Below are 18040 nucleotides of genomic sequence, written 5' to 3'. Positions count from 1 at the left end.
TCGTTCGAATGGATACAAAGAGAAATCAGCAACTCAGGCCGCGACCCACACCTGCCCGTCTTCCACCCGCGCGGCGAACGCGCTAACGGAATACGCCGGCGTTTCGAGGCACTCGCCGGTACGCAGATCGAAGTGATGCTTGTAGATCGGCGAAGCGACCACGAGGCGCTCGCCGAGGCTGCCGATCAGTCCGCGCGAGAGCACCGCGGCTTGCGAGCCCGGATCGTAATTTTCGATCGCATACACGGCGCCGTCCGCGTCGCCGTTGTTTACGTGAAATACCGCCACCTGCTCGCCGTTGACGAGCGCGCAGACGCCCGTGTTGGGCACGATGTCGTCGAGCGGGCAAATCGGCGTCCAGGCGAGCGGCAGGCGGTCAAGGTTCATGGCGGAAGTCCTCGGTGAATAGCGCAAAAAAATTAGACGGTCTCGACAACCACGGGAATCGACGTGAGCTTCGACAGCCGCTCGGTCACCGTCGCGGGCCGGATCTGGCCGCGTTCCTCGACGAAGGTGACGTTGCTGTCGGGCTCGCCACTGTTGACGAAGTGACGGAAGCGCTTACGCGTTTCTGGATCGGTGACGGCCCGCTTCCATTCGCATTCGTAGGTGTCGACCACGTGCTGCATTTCCACCTCGAGCTCCGCGACTACGCCCAAACGATCGTTGACGACCACGTCGATCAGATAGTCCAAGCCCCCTTCAAGGTTGTCGCGCCACACGCTGGTGCGTTGCAGACGGTCTGCCGTGCGCACGTAGAACATCAGGAAGCGGTCGATGTAGCGCACCAGCGTGTCCTTATCGAGGTCCGAGGCGAGCAGTTCGGCATGGCGCGGTTTCATCCCGCCGTTGCCGCAGACGTAGAGATTCCAGCCCTTTTCGGTGGCGATGATGCCGACGTCCTTGCCCTGCGCCTCCGCGCATTCGCGAGTGCAGCCGGATACGCCAAACTTGATCTTGTGCGGCGTGCGCAGGCCTTTGTAGCGGTTCTCGAGCTCGACCGCGAGGCCCACCGAATCGCCGACGCCGTAACGGCACCACGTCGAACCGACGCACGACTTCACGGTGCGCAGCGACTTGCCGTAGGCGTGGCCTGACTCGAAGCCTGCGGCGATCAGTTCTTCCCAGATGAACGGCAGTTGCTCGACGCGCGCGCCGAACAGGTCAACCCGCTGACCGCCGGTGATCTTCGTGTAGAGACCGTACTTCTTCGCCACCTGGCCGACGGCAATCAAACCGTCCGGCGTCACTTCTCCGCCCGCCATGCGCGGCACGACCGAATAGGTGCCATCGCGCTGGATGTTGGCGAGGTAGTAATCGTTGGTGTCCTGCAGCGCCGCGTGCTCCTTCTTCAGCACGAATTCGTTCCAGCACGACGCGAGAATGCTCGCCGCCGCCGGTTTGCAGATATCGCAACCGAGGCCGTGACCATGCTTCGACAGCAACTCGCCGAAGCTGCGCACACCCTCCACGCGCACGAGGTGATACAGCTCCTGGCGCGAATACGGGAAGTGCTCGCACACGTGGTTATTGACCGCGAGGCCCTGCTTTTTCATCTCGGCCTTCATCACCTGGGTGACGAGCGGTACGCAGCCGCCGCACGACGTGCCGGCCTGGGTCGCGCACTTCAACGCGCCGATGTCGGTCGCGCCCGCGCACACGGCGGCGCACAGGTCGCCCTTCGAGACGTTGTTGCACGAACAGATTTGCGCGCCGGCGGGCAATGCCTCGACGCCGAGCGCCGGTTTCGCCTGACCGTCGGACGACGGCAGGATCAGGAATTCGGGCGACGCCGGCAATTCGATCCGGTTCAGCATCATCTGCAGCAGCGTGCCGTATTCGCTCGCATCGCCGACCATCACGCCGCCGAGCAGATACTTGCCGCATTCGGACACCACCAGCTTCTTGTAGATCTGCTTGCGTTCGTCGCTGAACTGATAGGCGCGGCTGCCCGGCGTGTTGCCATGCGCATCGCCGATACTCGCGACGTCCACGCCCATCAGTTTCAACTTGGTGCTCATGTCGGCGCCGGCGAATTCCGCCGAGTCGCCGTGCAGTTGCTTCGCCACCGCGCGCGCCATCTCATAGCCGGGCGCAACGAGGCCGAACAGCTTGCCTTCCCATAGCGCGCACTCGCCGATCGCGTAGATGTGCGGGTCGCTGGTGCGGCACGCGTTGTCGATCACGATGCCGCCGCGTTCGCCGAGCGCGAGCCCGCTTTGGCGCGCGAGATCGTCACGCGGACGAATGCCCGCTGAGAACACGATCATGTCGGTGTCGAGGTGACTGCCGTCGGCGAATTGCATGCGATGCGTGCCCGACTCGCCATCGACAATCGCCGAGGTGTTCTTCTGCGTGTGCACCGTCACGCCCAGCTCTTCGATCTTCGCACGCAGCACGCGGCCGCCGCCTTCATCGACCTGCACCGCCATCAGGCGCGGCGCGAACTCGACCACGTGCGTTTCCAGCCCCATGTCACGCAACGCCTTCGCGCATTCGAGACCGAGCAGGCCGCCGCCGACCACGGTACCGGTCTTCGAACGGGCGCCGCATTCCTGCATCGCTTCGAGGTCGTCAATGGTGCGGTAGACAAAGCAGTCGGCGCGCTCCCGCCCTTGCACGGGCGGCACAAATGGATAGGAACCCGTAGCGAACACCAGCTTGTCGTACGGCAGAGTCTCGCCGGTCGATACCGTTACGGTGCGGGCGTCGCGATCGATCGCCACGGCTTTTGCATTGAGCTTCAGCAAAACGTTCTGGCGCTCGAAGAAACCCGGTTCGACCAGCGACAGATCATCCGCCGTTTTACCCGCGAAGAATTCGGACAGGTGCACGCGGTCGTACGCAGGGCGTGATTCCTCGCACAGCACGGTGATGTCGAGGCCATGCGCCGCATCTTGTGCGAGGCATTCAACCAGTTTGTGGCCGACCATCCCGTGACCGATAACGATGATTTTCATGACCGCGGCTTCCTCAATGTGCTGGGCTCGAATCGCTGCCGGCTGGCTGCTGCGCGAAAGCGATTCCGGAAATAAAAACGGCGTCCCGCGAACCCAGTCGATGACTGAGTTCGGGGGACGCCGTTGTCCTGACCTGTGCTGCGGCGAGTACTTTGTTGTTGCACTCGCGACGGATCCACGTTGATCCGCTGGCAGGGCTTAATGCAAAGCTTGTGCCAATCGAGAGAAATTCCCGCTGTGGCGCCGTGGGACGGGGCCTTGCGGCATATGACACGGGTCTGCTGTCAGCAGGATGTGGGCACGTCTTGATGCAGCGAGGCACAGGGATGGTGCGACGCAGCACCGTGTACGTGCGGGCAGCGTTTCGCGGCACTGGGCGAGACTTACCGCGCACGATCTGACCGATCGGTACGGAAATGTACCTACCCAGGTTGTAGATCAGCAGTGTATGACGGCCGCGATAGACCGGCGGCGGCAAAGCCCATCCGAGTGTTCTTGCAGATCAGACGCAGGACCTTGGACACGGCGTGAATGCGGCTGCCCGCGGCGCTATCCCGTGCGATTCGCGCTTCCTCGTCGTCCCCGGGTGGTAACTCATTCGTACGAAAGCCGCGCCAAATACCTTGCTGGAATGAGCGAAAAAAACAGAATAAAGGGCTTCGATTCTATCGGGACCCCAAATTGCTCAATACAAGGTACGCAACCTGGAGAAGCCGGATGTCCATTGATGATGCCGCCCGCCTCCTGATCGCCGACGACGATCCGGATCTGTTGGCCGCCTACGTACTCTATTTCAGCGCACACGGTTTCGACATCCGGACCGCGCGCAACGGCCTCGACGCGCTCGCGCAGTATTGCGCGTGGCATCCGGGCGCCGCGCTGCTCGACGTCGAAATGCCGCGTCTCGATGGCCGCGCAGTCGCCCGGCGCATCCGCCATGAAGCCGACACGCCGGCGCCCATGCTGGTCGCCGTGACCGGCCTCGCGCGCGACGAGGACAGGCGCGAGTCGTTACGCTCCGGATTCAATCATCACTTCGTCAAACCCGTGCCGATGCCGGTAATCCTCGCGGCGCTGACCGGGCGCGGCCGGCATTAATCGCCAAAGCCCAATTCAGCGTTGACCGTTTGACCGACGCGCAGCCACGCCCCAGCCCCGCGCGCGACAAGCGCATTGTTGCCGAACGTCACCGCCCCATCCCGCTGCGGATTCGCCCGGTAGACGCTCATCGTATCCGTAGGTTCGTTCGGCCAATCGGGATCCGGCGCGCCCTTTGCCTGATCGACGGTCGGCATCGGACAGCGCGCACACGGCTTGACCAGTTTCAGTTCCACGGCCTCCTCCGCCGCACCGCCGACACTCAGACTCTCGACATAGTCCTCTTCGTACGCTTCGAGCCCTGTCAGCACGACGTTCGGGCGAAACCGGTCAATCGGAATGGACGGCGCGCCCTTGCTGTTCAGGCGCACGTTCAGATCGTCGAGCGAGGCCTGGCCGATCACCAGCAGCGGAAAACCATCGGCGAAATACGTGGTGGCCCCGGGGACGCTAGCGGTGTAGTCCGGATCGACCTGCCGTTCGCGTTCGGGATCGAAGCGCAGAAGCCGCGACGGCACGCCGAGAAACGCCGAAAACCATGCTGCGCTCTCTTCTCCGGTGTCGAGTCCGTAAGCCGCGTCGCGCCAGACCACGGTTTGCACCTTGTGCGGAGCGCTGAGCCCGGCGGCGTCGAGCGGCGTGCGCAACTCACTCATACCCGGCGCGCGGATCACGAGCTCATGTTCGCCGAGCTCGACCCTGATCAGCGCCATGCGGGGATACGCGCGCTGCGTGAGCATCGCGCCGCTCGGGTCGGTCACCATCCAGTATCGATCGTATTCGAGGCCGGTGGCGAGCAGGCGCGCCTCGTTCAACGCAATGCCGGCGCAGGATTTGATCGGATAGACGAAAAGCTCGCTGATGGTAGGCATAGTGTGGGTGGTGTGGGAAACACGCGCTTTTTGTGTTGAACTCCGATTGTAAAGCGCTGGCGCGTGCTGCCGGACATTGGTCGCGCCGAACTTGAGCGGCCTATCGAGCTTCCTCTTGAGCGGCCCGCCCCGAAACGCCTGCTGAGCAAGAGTTTGCGCCACGCGATCGCGAATCCGGCGGGAGTTGCCATGCGGCCTGAAACCGGCCGGGCGATGCGGTCGTTTCTTCCGGCCACGCTTGGACGTAAAATCCCCAATCGAACCGCTCGGGCAACGACAGAGCCGGCGCCGGGCACACTCCGGTGCGTTACAGGATTGAACTTGTAGAAGCATCCCTACCATAAACGAAACAGGAAATTCATTATGCTGAGCAAACCCGTGTTGACCGTTGCCGAAACGACCCGAATTCTCGAAGCCGCCCGCGCGGAGGCCGAGAAGAACCAGTGGGCCGTGGCCATCGTGGTGGTCGACGACGGCGGCCATCAACTCGGCATGCTGCGTCTGGACGGCAGCGCGCCGGCCAGTTCGTACATCGCGACGGAAAAAGCCCGCACTTCGGCGATCGGCCGCCGCGAAACCAAGGTATACGAAGACATGATCAACAACGGCCGCACGGCATTCCTGAGCGCGCCGCTGCAAGGCACGCTGGAAGGCGGCGTGCCGGTGATCGTCGAGGGCCAGGTGGTCGGCGCGGTCGGCGTGTCGGGCGTCAAGTCGGATCAGGACGCGCAGATCGCCAAGGCCGGTATTCAGGCAATCGCCGCTTAAGTCGGGAGCCATTCGGAATCCGTTCAAAGCGGCGGCAATAAAAACGAAACACAACACGGACCGATGCCCCCTCATCGGTCCCATTCAAGGATGGAGCAGTCGATGACTCAGATGAACACGCGCGGTGGACTGCAAGTCGCCGCCAACCTCGACCAGTTCGTCGAAACCGAAGCCCTGCCCGGCACCGGAATTGACAGCGCCGCATTCTGGTCAGGTTTCGACGCACTCGTGCATGAGCTGGCGCCGAAAAACCGTGCGCTGCTGGCCGAGCGCGACCGCCTGCAAACCGAACTCGATACATGGCATCGCGCCAATCCGGGTCCGGTGCGCGATCTGCGCGCGTACCGTGCCTTCCTCGAAGGCATCGGCTACATCGTGCCGTCGCCGGCGAGCGTCAAAGCCACGACCGACCAAGTGGACACCGAAATCGCCGAACAGGCCGGCCCGCAGCTCGTCGTGCCGCTGTCGAATCAGCGCTATGCGCTGAACGCGGCCAACGCCCGCTGGGGCAGCCTGTACGACGCGCTGTACGGCACCGATGCGATCCCCGAGACCAACGGCGCCGAAAAGCAGAAGGCCTTTAACCCGGTGCGCGGCGCCGCGGTGATCGCTTATGCCCGCAAGTTTCTCGACCAGGCCGCCCCGCTCGCGAACGGCTCGCACGTCGACGCCACGCTGTATAGCGTCGAAGGCGGCAAGCTCGTCGTCACGCTGAAGAGCGGCAAGACCGAACTGAAAACGCCGGCGCAGTTCATCGGCTATCAGGGCGACGCGAGCGCACCGTCCGCCGTGCTGCTGAAGCACAACGGCCTGCACTTCGAAATCCAGATCGACGCGAACGATTCGATCGGCAAGACCGATTCGGCGCACGTGAAGGATGTGCTGGTCGAAGCCGCGGTGAGCACGATCATCGACTGCGAAGACTCCGTTGCAGCCGTGGATGCGGACGACAAGGTCCAGCTCTATCGCAACTGGCTCGGCCTGATGAACGGCACCCTGACGGAAGAAGTCACGAAGGGCGGCAAGACCTTCACGCGCAGTCTGAACGCCGATCGCGTGTACACCGCCGCGAACGGCACAGCGCCGGTCGTGCTGCATGGCCGCTCGCTGCTGTTCATCCGCAATGTCGGCCATTTGATGACGAATCCGGCCGTGCTGACGAAAGACGGCAAGGAAATTCCGGAAGGCATTCTCGATGGCGTCATCACCACGTTGTGCGCGCTGCACGACCGCAAGCACCAGCTGAATTCGCGCACCGGTTCGATCTATATCGTGAAGCCGAAAATGCACGGCCCGGCCGAAGTCGCGTTCGCGAGCGAACTGTTCGCGCGCGTCGAAGACCTGCTGAAGCTGCCGCGCAACACGATCAAGATGGGCATCATGGACGAGGAGCGCCGCACGAGCGTCAACCTGCTCGCCTGTATCGGCGAAGCGTCCGAACGTGTCGCGTTCATCAACACGGGTTTCCTCGACCGCACCGGCGACGAAATGCATACGGCGATGGAAGCCGGCCCGATGATGCGCAAGGGCGACATGAAGTCGAGCGCATGGATTGCCGCGTACGAGCGCAGCAACGTGCTGGTCGGTTTGAGCGCGGGCCTGCGTGGCCGCTCGCAGATCGGCAAGGGCATGTGGGCGATGCCGGACCTGATGCACGCCATGCTCGAACAGAAGATCGCGCATCCGAAGGCCGGTGCGAACACCGCATGGGTGCCCTCCCCGACCGCCGCGACGCTGCATGCGCTGCACTATCACCAGGTCGACGTACAGGCGGTTCAGCAGGAGCTCGAACGCACGGACTACTCGAAGGTTCGCGACGAACTGCTCGACGGCCTGCTGACGATTCCAGTCGTTGCCGAAGCGAAGTGGAATGCGGATGAGATCCGCAGCGAAGTTGAGAACAACGCTCAGGGCATTCTCGGCTACGTGGTGCGCTGGGTCGATCAGGGTGTGGGCTGCTCGAAGGTGCCGGACATTCACAACGTCGGTCTGATGGAAGACCGTGCCACGCTGCGTATCTCCAGCCAGCACATTGCGAACTGGCTGCATCACGGCGTGGTCACGCGCGAGCTGGTCGAAGAGACCTTCAAGCGCATGGCGAAGGTGGTCGACGAGCAGAACGCGGGCGATCCGCACTACCAGCCGATGGCGCCGGGCTTCGACACGCTGGCGTTCAAGGCTGCGCAGGCGCTGGTGTTCGAAGGACGTGAACAGCCGAGCGGTTACACGGAACCGTTGCTGCACAAGTTCCGGCTGGAAGTGAAGAAGGCGCAGTAAAGGCCTTTTGCGCATGACCTGGGTACCAGCCGCAAATCCGGCCAGATAAGCAGCCCAGATAGAAAGACGGGCGCCGCATCATGCGGCGCCCGTTTTAATTTGCGCGATAGTGCTGCGCGTTGCTTCTGCGTGAAGAGTTTCCTACACCGAGTTTCCTACACCTTAAGCTGCTTCAGCCGTGTACTGCGCCGGCACGCCGGCCGACATATTCGCCTGCATATAGGTTTGCAAATACGCTTCGAATTCCGCCTTCACTTCCGGATGGCGCAGCGCGAATTCCACGGTCGCCTTCAGATAGCCCAACTTGCTGCCGCAATCGAAGCGTGTGCCGAAGTAGCGATACGCGAGCACCTGCTCTTCGGTCAGCAGCGATTGCACCGCGTCGGTCAATTGCAGCTCACCGCCCGCGCCCGGCTTGAGCGCGCGGATATGCTTGAAGATGGTCGGCATCAGCACGTAGCGGCCCACTACGCCGAGGTTCGACGGCGCCTTGTCCGGCGCCGGCTTTTCGACGATGCCCGACAGCTTGATCACATTGTCTTCCCACTCGCGGCCATCCACGACGCCGTACGAACGGCTGTCTTCGCGCGCGATGGTTTCGACGCCGATCACCGAGCTGTGATAGTGGTTGAAGGTGTCGACGAGCTGGCTCATCACCGGCTTCGAACTGTGCAGCAAGTCGTCCGCCAGAATCACGGCGAACGGGCTGTCGCCCACCAGTTTCTCGGCGCACAGCACCGCGTGGCCCAGACCGAGGGCTTCGGCCTGACGCACATAGAAGCAGTCGACGTTAGCCGGCTTGATGCTGCGCACGAGGTCGAGCAGCTTCTGTTTGTTGCGTGCCTCGAGTTCGGCTTCGATCTCGTAGGACTTGTCGAAGTGATCTTCGATAGCGCGCTTGCTGCGGCCCGTCACGAAGATCATCTCGGTGATGCCGGCGGCAATCGCCTCTTCAACCGCGTATTGAATCAGCGGCTTGTCGACGATCGGCAGCATTTCCTTGGGGCTTGCTTTGGTAGCCGGCAAAAAGCGTGTCCCGAGGCCCGCTACGGGAAACACGGCTTTGGTGACTTTCAGCATGGTAGGCATTCCCACATCGGTTAGAAATTAGTGTGTTCGCGGGCCTCGCGGCCACTCGATGTCGCAGAAAAGACTAACAAAAAAATTAATCCATTTCGTGCGTTAATTTTTCTCGATCCAAATAAATAAATCGATTGGCTTTCGATATTCCGGATCGTGGCATGCATCAGGAAACAATTACGTATCGGTGTCGAATTATTTTCTGAAATTCCGAAAATTTTACGTATCCGGCGAAGCGGATCACGGGCCATCTCAAGCTCGTCCGGGGGCGCATCGTGGATGCACGAAAGCGCCCCCGCGCACCGCTCATTCGTTCTCGTCGATCTGGGGCAGCTTGCCCGGGTTCATCCGAAAACGGCGGATCGGCTCGTTGCGCAGCGCCTCGCGGTAGGCGGAGGCGGCGACAAGGATCAGCAGCACGGCAATGCCGGCGAGTAAATGCAGGTTCATGACTTCACCTCTGGTCAAGAGAATCCGTGCTTTAAATTAGCACAACAAAAGCGGTAAATAATTCGATGTAGCAAGTACTTATGCGGAATTACACTTCGTCACAAAATCGCCATTTAATTCGATTTGCCACGCAATTTTTTATCGTTTTTTTACCTGCGCTGTGCACTAGCATGTGATGCACCGCGGGCGCGCACGGCGTGCCCGCGGAATAAGCTTTTTCTTCCTTCAGATTAAGGACCGCGTATGAGCGACTCAGCACTGGATGCCGCCGGCTCATCCCTGCCCCTTTCCCCGTCACGAAAGGCCGCCGCGCCGCGCGCGCAGAGCGAAGCGCGCGCCGAGAGCGCCGGCAAGGAACATGTAATCGACGCCATGCGGGGCTTTGCCGCGCTTCTGGTCGCCTATTTTCATTGCCGCCAGGTCGAATGGGTGGGCATGCAAACCTTTCACCAAAGCGTCGGCCATTCTTTCAGTCTGAGTACGATCGCCGCCTACCTGACCTTCCCGATTGCGTGGGGCTCGGCCGGCGTGCCGATTTTCTTCGTGATCAGCGGTTACTGCATTCATCGCGGCGGCGCGCTACGTCTGGCAAAAAATCCCGACTACCGGCTCGACACCGGCAATTTCTGGATCCGCCGTTTCGCGCGCATTTATCCGGTATTGCTGGCGGCGCTCGTGCTGACCTTTGCACTCGACTGGGTCAGCTTGCAGTTGCCGCCGGTCAACCACAAGATTCGCGAGATCGGCCTGCAGGCCTTCCTCGTCAACCTGTTTTCGCTGCAAGGGGTGGCCGGCAAGACGTTTGGGTCGAACGGCGCGCTCTGGACGCTATCGCTCGAAGTACAGTTCTACGCGATCTATCCGCTGCTGTTCGCGCTGCGCCGGCGTCTGGGCATGACTTCCGTGCTGGCGATCGTCGCGGTGATCAATGTGGTGTCCGCCTATGTGCTCGAGCGCCACGATTTGCAGTTCTTCACGTCCTACTGGTTTTCGTGGACGCTCGGCGCGTGGATCGCCGACGCGAAGGCCCGTAGCACGCCGGAGGCGCGTTCGTCGGTCTGGCTCTACGTGCTCGCCGCGGCGTTCATTGCGCTCGGCTGCGCGGCGTTTCATTTCGGCCAGTACGGGGCATTCCAACTGTGGGCGGTCGGCTTTGCCTTCTACCTGTACAAGGCGCTGGAGCGCCCTAATGCTGATAAGGCCGATACCCCAGGCGTGCGCCTCCTGTCACGGTTCGGCGATTTCAGCTTCTCGCTGTATCTGATCCATCTGCCCATCTTCGTGCTGCTGTCGTCGATCCTGTTCCGTTCGTCGCTGCAGATGTCGATCTGGCCGTCGTTCGGCTACATGCTGGTGGCCGTGCCGGTGGCCTACGTGTTCTACCGGCTGGTCGAACTGCCGGCGATGAAGTGGTCCGCGAGTTTCAAACCGAAGAACGTAGTGAAGCCAGCCTGAGAGCGATGTAAGAGAAAGGTCGGAGAAACACACTGTTCAGTTCAGAAACAGGTTTCTCCTTCGACAATGTGAAGAAGCCGTGCCGCCGGGACCACGTTGTATAACCCGGTTGCATAGCCGGTCGGTTGCATAGCCGGTCGGTTGCATAGCCTGTGTGTCGCGCGAAAAAAACGGAGCGGAAGTCCCCAGGACTTTCGCTCCGCTGCGCTAACGACAAAGACTGGCCGAGTCCCTGCCTACCCCCGCGTTAAATCACTTCGCACGTTCATCTGCTCAAGAAGCGCCCGCACAAGCCCCTCAACGCCCCGCCACGCGCTTCAGAATCCGTTCGACACCTTCCACATACGTTGCCGTCCCGAACCGGCTCAGCGCCGTCTGATAGCCGTTTCTGACCAGCTTGTTGCGCAGGTCGTCGTTCGAGCGCAGCTCGGCGAGCGTGTCGGCGAGGCCATGCGCGTCGCCGGGGGTGCATAGCACGCCATTCTCGTAATCGTCGATGATCTCCAGCACGCCGCCTGCGCGTGCCGCCACCACCGGCCGCTGCGCCAGCATCCCCTCGACGATCACGCGACCGAACGGCTCCGGCGTGATCGACGTATGGACCACGGCATCGACCGCGCACATGCAGGCCGGAATGTCGTGCTGGAAGCCGAGGAAATGCACCCGGCCACCCAGGTTGTGCGCGGCGACGAACGCATGCAGCTCGATCTCGTACGCGTCCTCGCCGAACAGCGGCGCACCCACCAGCACGGCATGCATCTGCGGATTGAGGACCATCGCTTCAAGCAGCACGTGTTGGCCCTTCCAGCGCGCGAGGCGGCTGAACGAACCGACCAGAAACGCATCCTGCGGCAGGTTCAGGCGCTGGCGCAGGGTCGCTTGCGGGACCGTGCGCAACGCGTCGAAGGGCGTCGCGGAAATACCGTTGAACACCACGTCGATACGCTTTTTGTCAAAGTGCGTGAGTTCAGCGAAGGCGTGAGCGGAAGCCGCCGAATTGGCGATCACGTGCGTGAGGCCGAGGCGCGCGCACCACTTGATGATCGCCAGTTGCTTGCCGCCGAAATGCTCGGAACTCACGATATCGCGCAGGTGCCAGACCACCGGCCGTCTGGCCAGCTTGCCGGCAATCGCGCCGATCACCATCGCGCGCTGGGTGTTCGCGTAGATCACCTCGGCGTCGCGCGCGCGTTTCGCGGTGGCGCGCACGAGCGACGTCAGGCCCTTGAGTGCCTGCCCCTTCGGCAACGAGCCGCCCTGCTTGCGAACGTTGCGCAATGCGCCGGCTTCCAGCACGTTGACCGTCACGCCGGCCTTGGCCAGAGCGGTGCGGAACGGACCGTCGTCGAACAGCACGACTTCGATGCGCGAGCGCAAGGCTTTAACGATTTCCAGCAGCGATAACTCGGCGCCGCCGAGCACGCCACTCTGATCGACCGCGAGAATGCGCGGCGCGGTGGCGCCCGGCTCTGCTTTATAAGGGACGTACGTCGGCAACGTCGCCGAGCGCAATGCCGGCACCGAAGCCCGCACGTGGGCGAAGAAACGTTCGCGGAAATTCGCAGCCGAAAACTGCTCGGCATTCGCGCGGCAATCCGCCGGCGAGAAACGCTTCACGTGGCCGTCGAAACGCTCGACCGCCGCAATGATCGACTCGACGTTCTGCTCATCGAAGAACATGCCCGTGGGTTTCGACTCGGACAGATCGCGCACGGTTTCAAGCGCCCCGCCCTTGCCGTAGGCAATCACCGGCGTGCCGCAGGCCTGCGCTTCGACCACCGAAATACCGAAGTCTTCTTCCGCGGCGAACACGAACGCTTTCGCACGGCTCATCTTTTCCTTGAGCACCTTGAACGGCTGGTAGCCCATGATCTCGACATTCGGCCCTGCCTTCGCGCGGATCTTCTGCATATCGGGGCCGTCGCCGATCACCACGAGCTTGCGCTCCGGCATCTGCGCGAACGCTTCGACGATCAGATCGATCTTCTTGTACGGCACCATCCGCGAGGCGGTCAGATAAAAATCATCCTTGTCGGTGCACAGCGCAAACGCTTCGACATCGACAGGTGGAAAGATCACCTGCGCTTCGCGTTGATAAACCTTCCTGATCCGCCGTGCGATGAAATCGGAGTTCGCAACAAAGCCGTCCACCGAATTCGACGTGCGGATATCCCAGTTGCGGATGTAGTGCAGAATCAGCCGCGCCATCGCGGACTTCGGCCCGGCAGTCAGCTTCGACTGCTGCAGGTACTGATGCTGCAGATCCCATGCGTAGCGAATCGGCGAATGCACATAGCTGATATGCACCTGATCGGGGCCGGTCAGAACGCCCTTCGCCACCGCGTGACTGCTGGAAATCACCACGTCGTAGGCCGACACGTCGAGCTGCTCGATTGCGAGCGGCATCAATGGCAGATACGTGCGGTATTTGGTCCGTGCAAGCGGCAGTTTCTGGATAAATGAGGTCGTGACCGGCTTGCCGCGCAGGAAGCTGCGATCGTCGAGAAAATCGACGAGGCTGAACAGGTCAGCGTCCGGAAAGCACGCAACGATCTGCTCGAGCACCTTCTCGGCGCCCGCATAGGTAACGAGCCAGTCGTGCACGATCGCGACACGCACCGTCTTGTCGCTGCGCAACGCCGAGCGGCGCGACGGCGCCTGAGCACCGGGAACGGTGGTGAGTTCAGCCAGTGCGCTGCGCGTCGCGGGTTGCAGCACGGCTTCTTCAAGGACTTCGTGGTTCATGCGCTTTTCCTCGGATTCAGTCGCAACAGCAGTGAACGCGCAAGATCGCGCAAAGCGGGTGTCATCGTGATCGACCAGGCGACGTTCGCGCCAACCATCAACAGGCCGGCGACGATCGCCAAGGCGAGACTCGGCAGGAAGCTGGCAAGCCACAGGCTGGCCAGCAGAAAAGCGAGGTGGGCGAGCATGTCGAGCGCGATCTGGCGGGCGCGAATCGCCGACAGGCGCAGCAGCACGACGTAATCGAAGAGCGCCCGGCCGGCCACGGCCATCGCCGCGCCCGTCAAGCCGAAATGGGTAATGCCCAGCCACAACGCCCCTGCAAACAAGGGCAATTCAAAGAGGCCGACGCGCGCGGCGGTGGCCGGGTTGACCTGCGACTGGATCAGAATCCGCGTCACGTTCGCCTGGCCGACGAGCCACACGGCGACGATCATGATCCGGCCCACTGGCGCTGCCACGGTGGCGATCTCATTGCCGACCCACAGATGCAGAAACGGCTCGAGTACCAGCATCGCGACCAGGGCGACCGGCGTGAACACGCCATTCAGGAATTCGAGCGACTGCTGGGTAATGGTGTCCGCATCCGCGCGGCCCACGGCCGACAGGCGCGGAAACAGCGTGCGCACCAGCGCGGTCGGCACGATATTCAGACGCGTCACGAGATTCTGCGGCACCGTGTAGTACGTCACGAAGCGTGCACCGAGGCTCGTGCCGAGCATCACGCGGTCGAGCGATTCAGCGATCATGTTGGTGACGCTCGCAATCAGCATCCAGCCGCCGAAGTTGAAGAGCCCCTTCGCCACGCCGAGTTGCGGCGGCAGAATGCTGCGGATGTCCAGCACTTTCAGCGCGGAGCGGCCCAGCAGAATCGCCGCGAGAATCCGCGCGAACACCGCGGCGGCGAGCACGTTCTGCAAGGTCGCCCCCAGCCACAGTGCGGCGCCGAGCGGCAGCAACTGGAACAGGAAGGTGCCGATCGTCTGATTGGTGTTGTAGACACCAAAGCGTTCCGCGCCATTGATCGCACCGGCGAAGACCCACGACACGTTGGCAATCGGAATCGCCACCGCGAGCCACGGCAGCGCCATATAGACCTCATGCTGCAACTCGGGTGACACCTTGGTGAAGTACGCGGTGTACAGAAACGCGCCGAAATAGATGATCAGGCCGCCGATCACACCGGTCGCGAGATTGAGCCACGTCGCGCTCCAGAACACGCGCGCGCTTTCGCCCTTGTCGCCCGAGGCGCGCGCCTTCGAGATGTGGTTCTGCGCGGCCATGCTCATGCCGAGATCGAGAATCCCGAAGTAGCCGATCAGGGTCCACACGAGACTGATCACGCCGTAGCGCTCGACACCGAGCAGCTTGATATACGACGGCACGGTCACGAGCGAGACGAAAGTCGGCAGCACCAGCCCGAAGAAGTTGATCGCTACGTTCTTGAGAATGCCTTTGTCCATCGGATGCCTTGGGTTTGACTACATTTGCCTGGTATTACGAAGAAAGCGGTCATGCCATACGTTGTGTCATGGTTTCCAGCGATACATCATTACTTTGCCGCGGGCGTCTTCTTCGACGAACACGAGGTACTCGCCGTTGCTGCGCTTCGCGGCGCTGATGCCGTTGGGTACGTCGACCCAACCCGACGCGCTGCCCACTTCCGGACCCGGACGGATCACACCGATCTCCTTGCCGCTGTCCTTGTCCCACACGTGCACCGCGCCGACCGGTTCCACGCCGAAGATGTATTGCCCTTCGACCGTGAGGCCGATGATCGTGGCGATGGGTTTGGTCTGCGTGGTCCACGGCAGCGTGAGCGAATAGCGCTGTACCGGATTGCCGCTCGACCATTTGTCGTAGCGCACCAGCACGCGGCCCACTTCCTTCCAGAAGCCGCGATCCACCGGCGTATCGGGCGTATAGCCGGTCACGTACATCGTGTCGGTCTCGGGCTCATAGATCGCGCGATGCAGTTCGGTGAACGGCTGCGGCACCGGGTACTGCGTCAGGTTCGAATACGAGTAGATGGGGTTGCCCTTCCCATCGAGTCCACCGAAACGGAAGCGGTAAATGCCCTTGTTATCGCGGGTGCGCCAGATGTCGCCGGCACTGTCGACCCACCAGCCCCAGCCGCCCGCGAGCTTCGTGCCGCTCGTGTTGAGCGTGAATTCGTCCGTGTTGAACTTGCCGTCGCCGTTCACATCGCGCCAGATCCAGTCGCCGCCCGGCGGCGCATTCGGCACCTTGGAGACCGCGCGCTCACGCCCGGCGATGAAGCCCGAAGGAATCGCAGTCTCGCCGTCGTGCTGCGGGTCGAAACGATAGATCTTCAGGTGATCCGCGTACATGTCGGTTAAGTACAGGAACGTGCGGCCCTTGAGCTTGCGAGCGATCGGCAAGCCGGGATATTGGTCGGTGTGAAAGACCGGGTCGTCGGGATACTTGAAGCGGTTCGACAGAAAGCCCGCGTATTTCCAGTCCTGCCCCGCAGGCTTCGAGAGATCGAGTTCGAAACGCTTGTTGCCCGTATAGACGCTGTCCGGACGCGACGGATCGATCCACGCGCCGTCGACGAATAACAATCCTTGCACCTGCCAGTTCTGTTTGCCGTCCGGCGCGTAGCTCTCGAGCGTGGCGCCGAGGCCCGCGCCGATCGGGTCGTAACGCGGACCGATGCCGTTGGTCGACACATAGACGTTGCCGCGTGCATCCACGCCCACACCGGTCAAACCATTGAAGCGCTGCGGCCCCGGCTTGCCGGGCGTACCGCTGAAAATGCCGCCGCGTTCACCGAGCGAGCCCGACTCTGCATAACGGCCGTTGTTCTTGCTGAAAAACAGCACCTGTTGGCGCGGGCCGTTGTCCGCGATCAGAACGCGGCCTTGTGCATCCAAAGCGATATCGACCGCCACCGTATCGGCGGGCAACGTGAACGTTTCGTCGATGCGCTTGCCCGCGGCGGTGTAGTGCTCCACCTGCGGCGTCTTATCGTTGCGCGTGCCGGTCAAAACCCAGAGCGTGCCGTCAGGCGCTAACGCGATACGGCCCGGCTCATGCACGGTCCAGGTTGTTTTCTGCTGCATCGATTCCGCGTCATACACCTCGATGCGATCGCGCGCGGTGTTCGCCGCGTAAAGCGTCGTGTCATTCGCTGCCAAACCGCCGATTTCGGCACTCGTGCCGGTCGGCACTTCGTTCATCATCAGAAAGCCCGCTGCCAGTTGCGCATGCGGGTCGGCGCTTTTCGCGGCCGGCTGGAACGGCGCGGCGCGCTTCGGATCGGCGATCTGCCTGCGCGAAATGCCGAACCATTGCTTACCCTTCTCCGGCCACACGCCCTGCTCGACCAGACGTCCTTTCTCGTTGCCAACCTGGATCGCCACAAAGGCGTACTTCCGATTCACCGCGATCGCGCTGCCGCCAGCGTTGCCCCAACCATGCGTGCCGCCCGCGAAGCCGAGCATCTTGCCGTTCTGGTAGACACTCGCTTCGGCGCCGCTTTCGTCCCACGGCGCGTTCGTATAGACCTTGCCGTCGGGCGCGACCGCGATGGCGGTGATGTTGATCTGCGTCCACGTGCCATCGCCGAAACCGAAGGTGTTGCCGATCCAGGAGTTTTTCGCGTTCAAGGCGGTTTCCGCGGATGCCGTGAAGCTGACCGATGCCGCCGTCATTCCGGCCGCATAGGCAAACACAGCAAACCAGGTTTTGAACGTGAAACGGGCCAAAGTTATTCCTCCAATCAGGGCCGTGCCGCGATGGGGTAAAAGCCCGCGCGGATGCAAAATCCAATGAGATGACAGCTGGGGCCGCTAGAAGCGACGCAAGAACACGAGACTGATTCCCGCAAGACACGACGTATAAGAAGGGGCGTTGAGCGCAGATTCGCCGCAGCCCGAACCCGGTCGAATACAAGCGCTCGGCGCGTGACGCACGCGCCATCCCCGGCCCCCGTCCACACGGCTCACATTACGCGGAAAGAATGCCGCGACGAAAATCGAAAATAATTCAAAAATATTCGACGCTTTAAGCGTCGTGAAAGAAAATGATTTAAAAATCGATTAAATGAAAATGGCCGTGCACGGCGGGGTCCCGCGGCGCCTTGGCGCCCCATCCTTACCGATGCCGCCTGACTCCGGCTGCACTTCTTACGGATTACGACAGCCACAAGACACAAGCATAAAAATCTATTGCGAATGGATAACGAAACACCCTGTTGCAATCTGATTCATTTATCCATTTCATTCCCGTTTTTTCATCAATTTATTTTCCCTAGAATCGAATGCACTTCCGTTGCGATGCGAAGCGAGCGCGCTCTTGCCCTCAAGCCCT

12 protein-coding genes are annotated in these 18040 nt (G+C 61.8%); 4 read left to right on the top strand and 8 right to left on the bottom strand.

Going from position 1 to position 18040, the window contains the following annotated elements; all coding sequences use genetic code 11:
• Positions 1 to 33: 33 nt before the first annotated feature.
• Complete coding sequence (nirD, locus tag M0D66_RS10285) at positions 34 to 387, bottom strand: nitrite reductase small subunit NirD (protein WP_054037565.1); 354 nt, start codon at positions 385 to 387, stop codon at positions 34 to 36.
• A 32-nt stretch (positions 388 to 419) separates the two neighbouring features.
• Positions 420 to 2960 carry a nitrite reductase large subunit NirB gene (nirB, locus tag M0D66_RS10280; RefSeq protein WP_266210691.1) on the bottom strand — a complete coding sequence of 847 codons (2541 nt, stop codon included), beginning with the start codon at positions 2958 to 2960 and terminating at the stop codon, positions 420 to 422.
• A 717-nt stretch (positions 2961 to 3677) separates the two neighbouring features.
• Between nirB and M0D66_RS10275 the strand changes: the two genes are divergently transcribed.
• On the top strand, positions 3678 to 4058 hold the full coding sequence (locus tag M0D66_RS10275) for a response regulator (protein ID WP_200651017.1): 381 nt from the start codon (positions 3678 to 3680) through the stop codon (positions 4056 to 4058).
• Here the strand turns inward: M0D66_RS10275 and M0D66_RS10270 are convergent.
• A complete protein-coding gene (locus M0D66_RS10270) occupies positions 4055 to 4930 on the bottom strand; it encodes an MOSC domain-containing protein (protein WP_093633732.1) in 876 nt (291 codons plus the stop codon). The genes M0D66_RS10275 and M0D66_RS10270 overlap by 4 nt on opposite strands.
• A gap of 363 nt (positions 4931 to 5293) precedes the next feature.
• Here M0D66_RS10270 and M0D66_RS10265 point away from each other — a divergent pair, with 363 nt between their 5' ends.
• The gene (locus M0D66_RS10265; protein WP_093633733.1) at positions 5294 to 5698 is read left to right on the top strand and encodes a heme-binding protein; all 405 of its coding nucleotides are present in this window, start codon (positions 5294 to 5296) and stop codon (positions 5696 to 5698) included.
• Between the two features lie 102 nt (positions 5699 to 5800).
• Positions 5801 to 7975 (top strand): malate synthase G, encoded by a 2175-nt coding sequence (locus tag M0D66_RS10260; RefSeq protein WP_200651019.1) that lies wholly within the window; start codon positions 5801 to 5803, stop codon positions 7973 to 7975.
• A gap of 162 nt (positions 7976 to 8137) precedes the next feature.
• On the opposite strand, the gene galU is transcribed toward M0D66_RS10260, so the two are convergent.
• A complete protein-coding gene (galU, locus tag M0D66_RS10255) occupies positions 8138 to 9055 on the bottom strand; it encodes a UTP--glucose-1-phosphate uridylyltransferase GalU (RefSeq protein ID WP_093634048.1) in 918 nt (305 codons plus the stop codon).
• Between the two features lie 306 nt (positions 9056 to 9361).
• Positions 9362 to 9505: a hypothetical protein gene (locus M0D66_RS10250; protein WP_167378338.1), complete on the bottom strand. Its 144-nt coding sequence runs from the start codon at positions 9503 to 9505 to the stop codon at positions 9362 to 9364.
• Between the two features lie 243 nt (positions 9506 to 9748).
• Here M0D66_RS10250 and M0D66_RS10245 point away from each other — a divergent pair, with 243 nt between their 5' ends.
• Positions 9749 to 10960 (top strand): acyltransferase, encoded by a 1212-nt coding sequence (locus M0D66_RS10245; RefSeq protein WP_200651020.1) that lies wholly within the window; start codon positions 9749 to 9751, stop codon positions 10958 to 10960.
• A 297-nt stretch (positions 10961 to 11257) separates the two neighbouring features.
• Here the strand turns inward: M0D66_RS10245 and M0D66_RS10240 are convergent, their stop codons facing one another.
• From M0D66_RS10240 to M0D66_RS10230, 3 genes are all read right to left on the bottom strand, one after another.
• Entirely contained in the window at positions 11258 to 13705 is a 2448-nt protein-coding gene (locus M0D66_RS10240; RefSeq protein ID WP_200651021.1) for a glycosyltransferase family 4 protein, read from the bottom strand.
• Positions 13702 to 15168, bottom strand: coding sequence for a flippase (locus tag M0D66_RS10235; protein ID WP_200651022.1), 1467 nt, complete (start codon positions 15166 to 15168; stop codon positions 13702 to 13704). The genes M0D66_RS10240 and M0D66_RS10235 overlap by 4 nt, the downstream gene beginning before the upstream one ends.
• A 66-nt stretch (positions 15169 to 15234) precedes the next feature.
• A complete protein-coding gene (locus M0D66_RS10230) occupies positions 15235 to 17436 on the bottom strand; it encodes a hypothetical protein (RefSeq protein ID WP_200651023.1) in 2202 nt (733 codons plus the stop codon).
• Positions 17437 to 18040: the final 604 nt, after the last annotated feature.

Origin of the sequence: Paraburkholderia sp. SECH2 (genome assembly GCF_030464795.1) — a bacterium.
Classification (GTDB): Bacteria; Pseudomonadota; Gammaproteobacteria; order Burkholderiales; family Burkholderiaceae; genus Paraburkholderia; species Paraburkholderia aspalathi.
The sequence above is the reverse complement of the archived record's forward strand: the minus strand, read 5'-3'. Positions and strand labels throughout refer to the sequence as shown.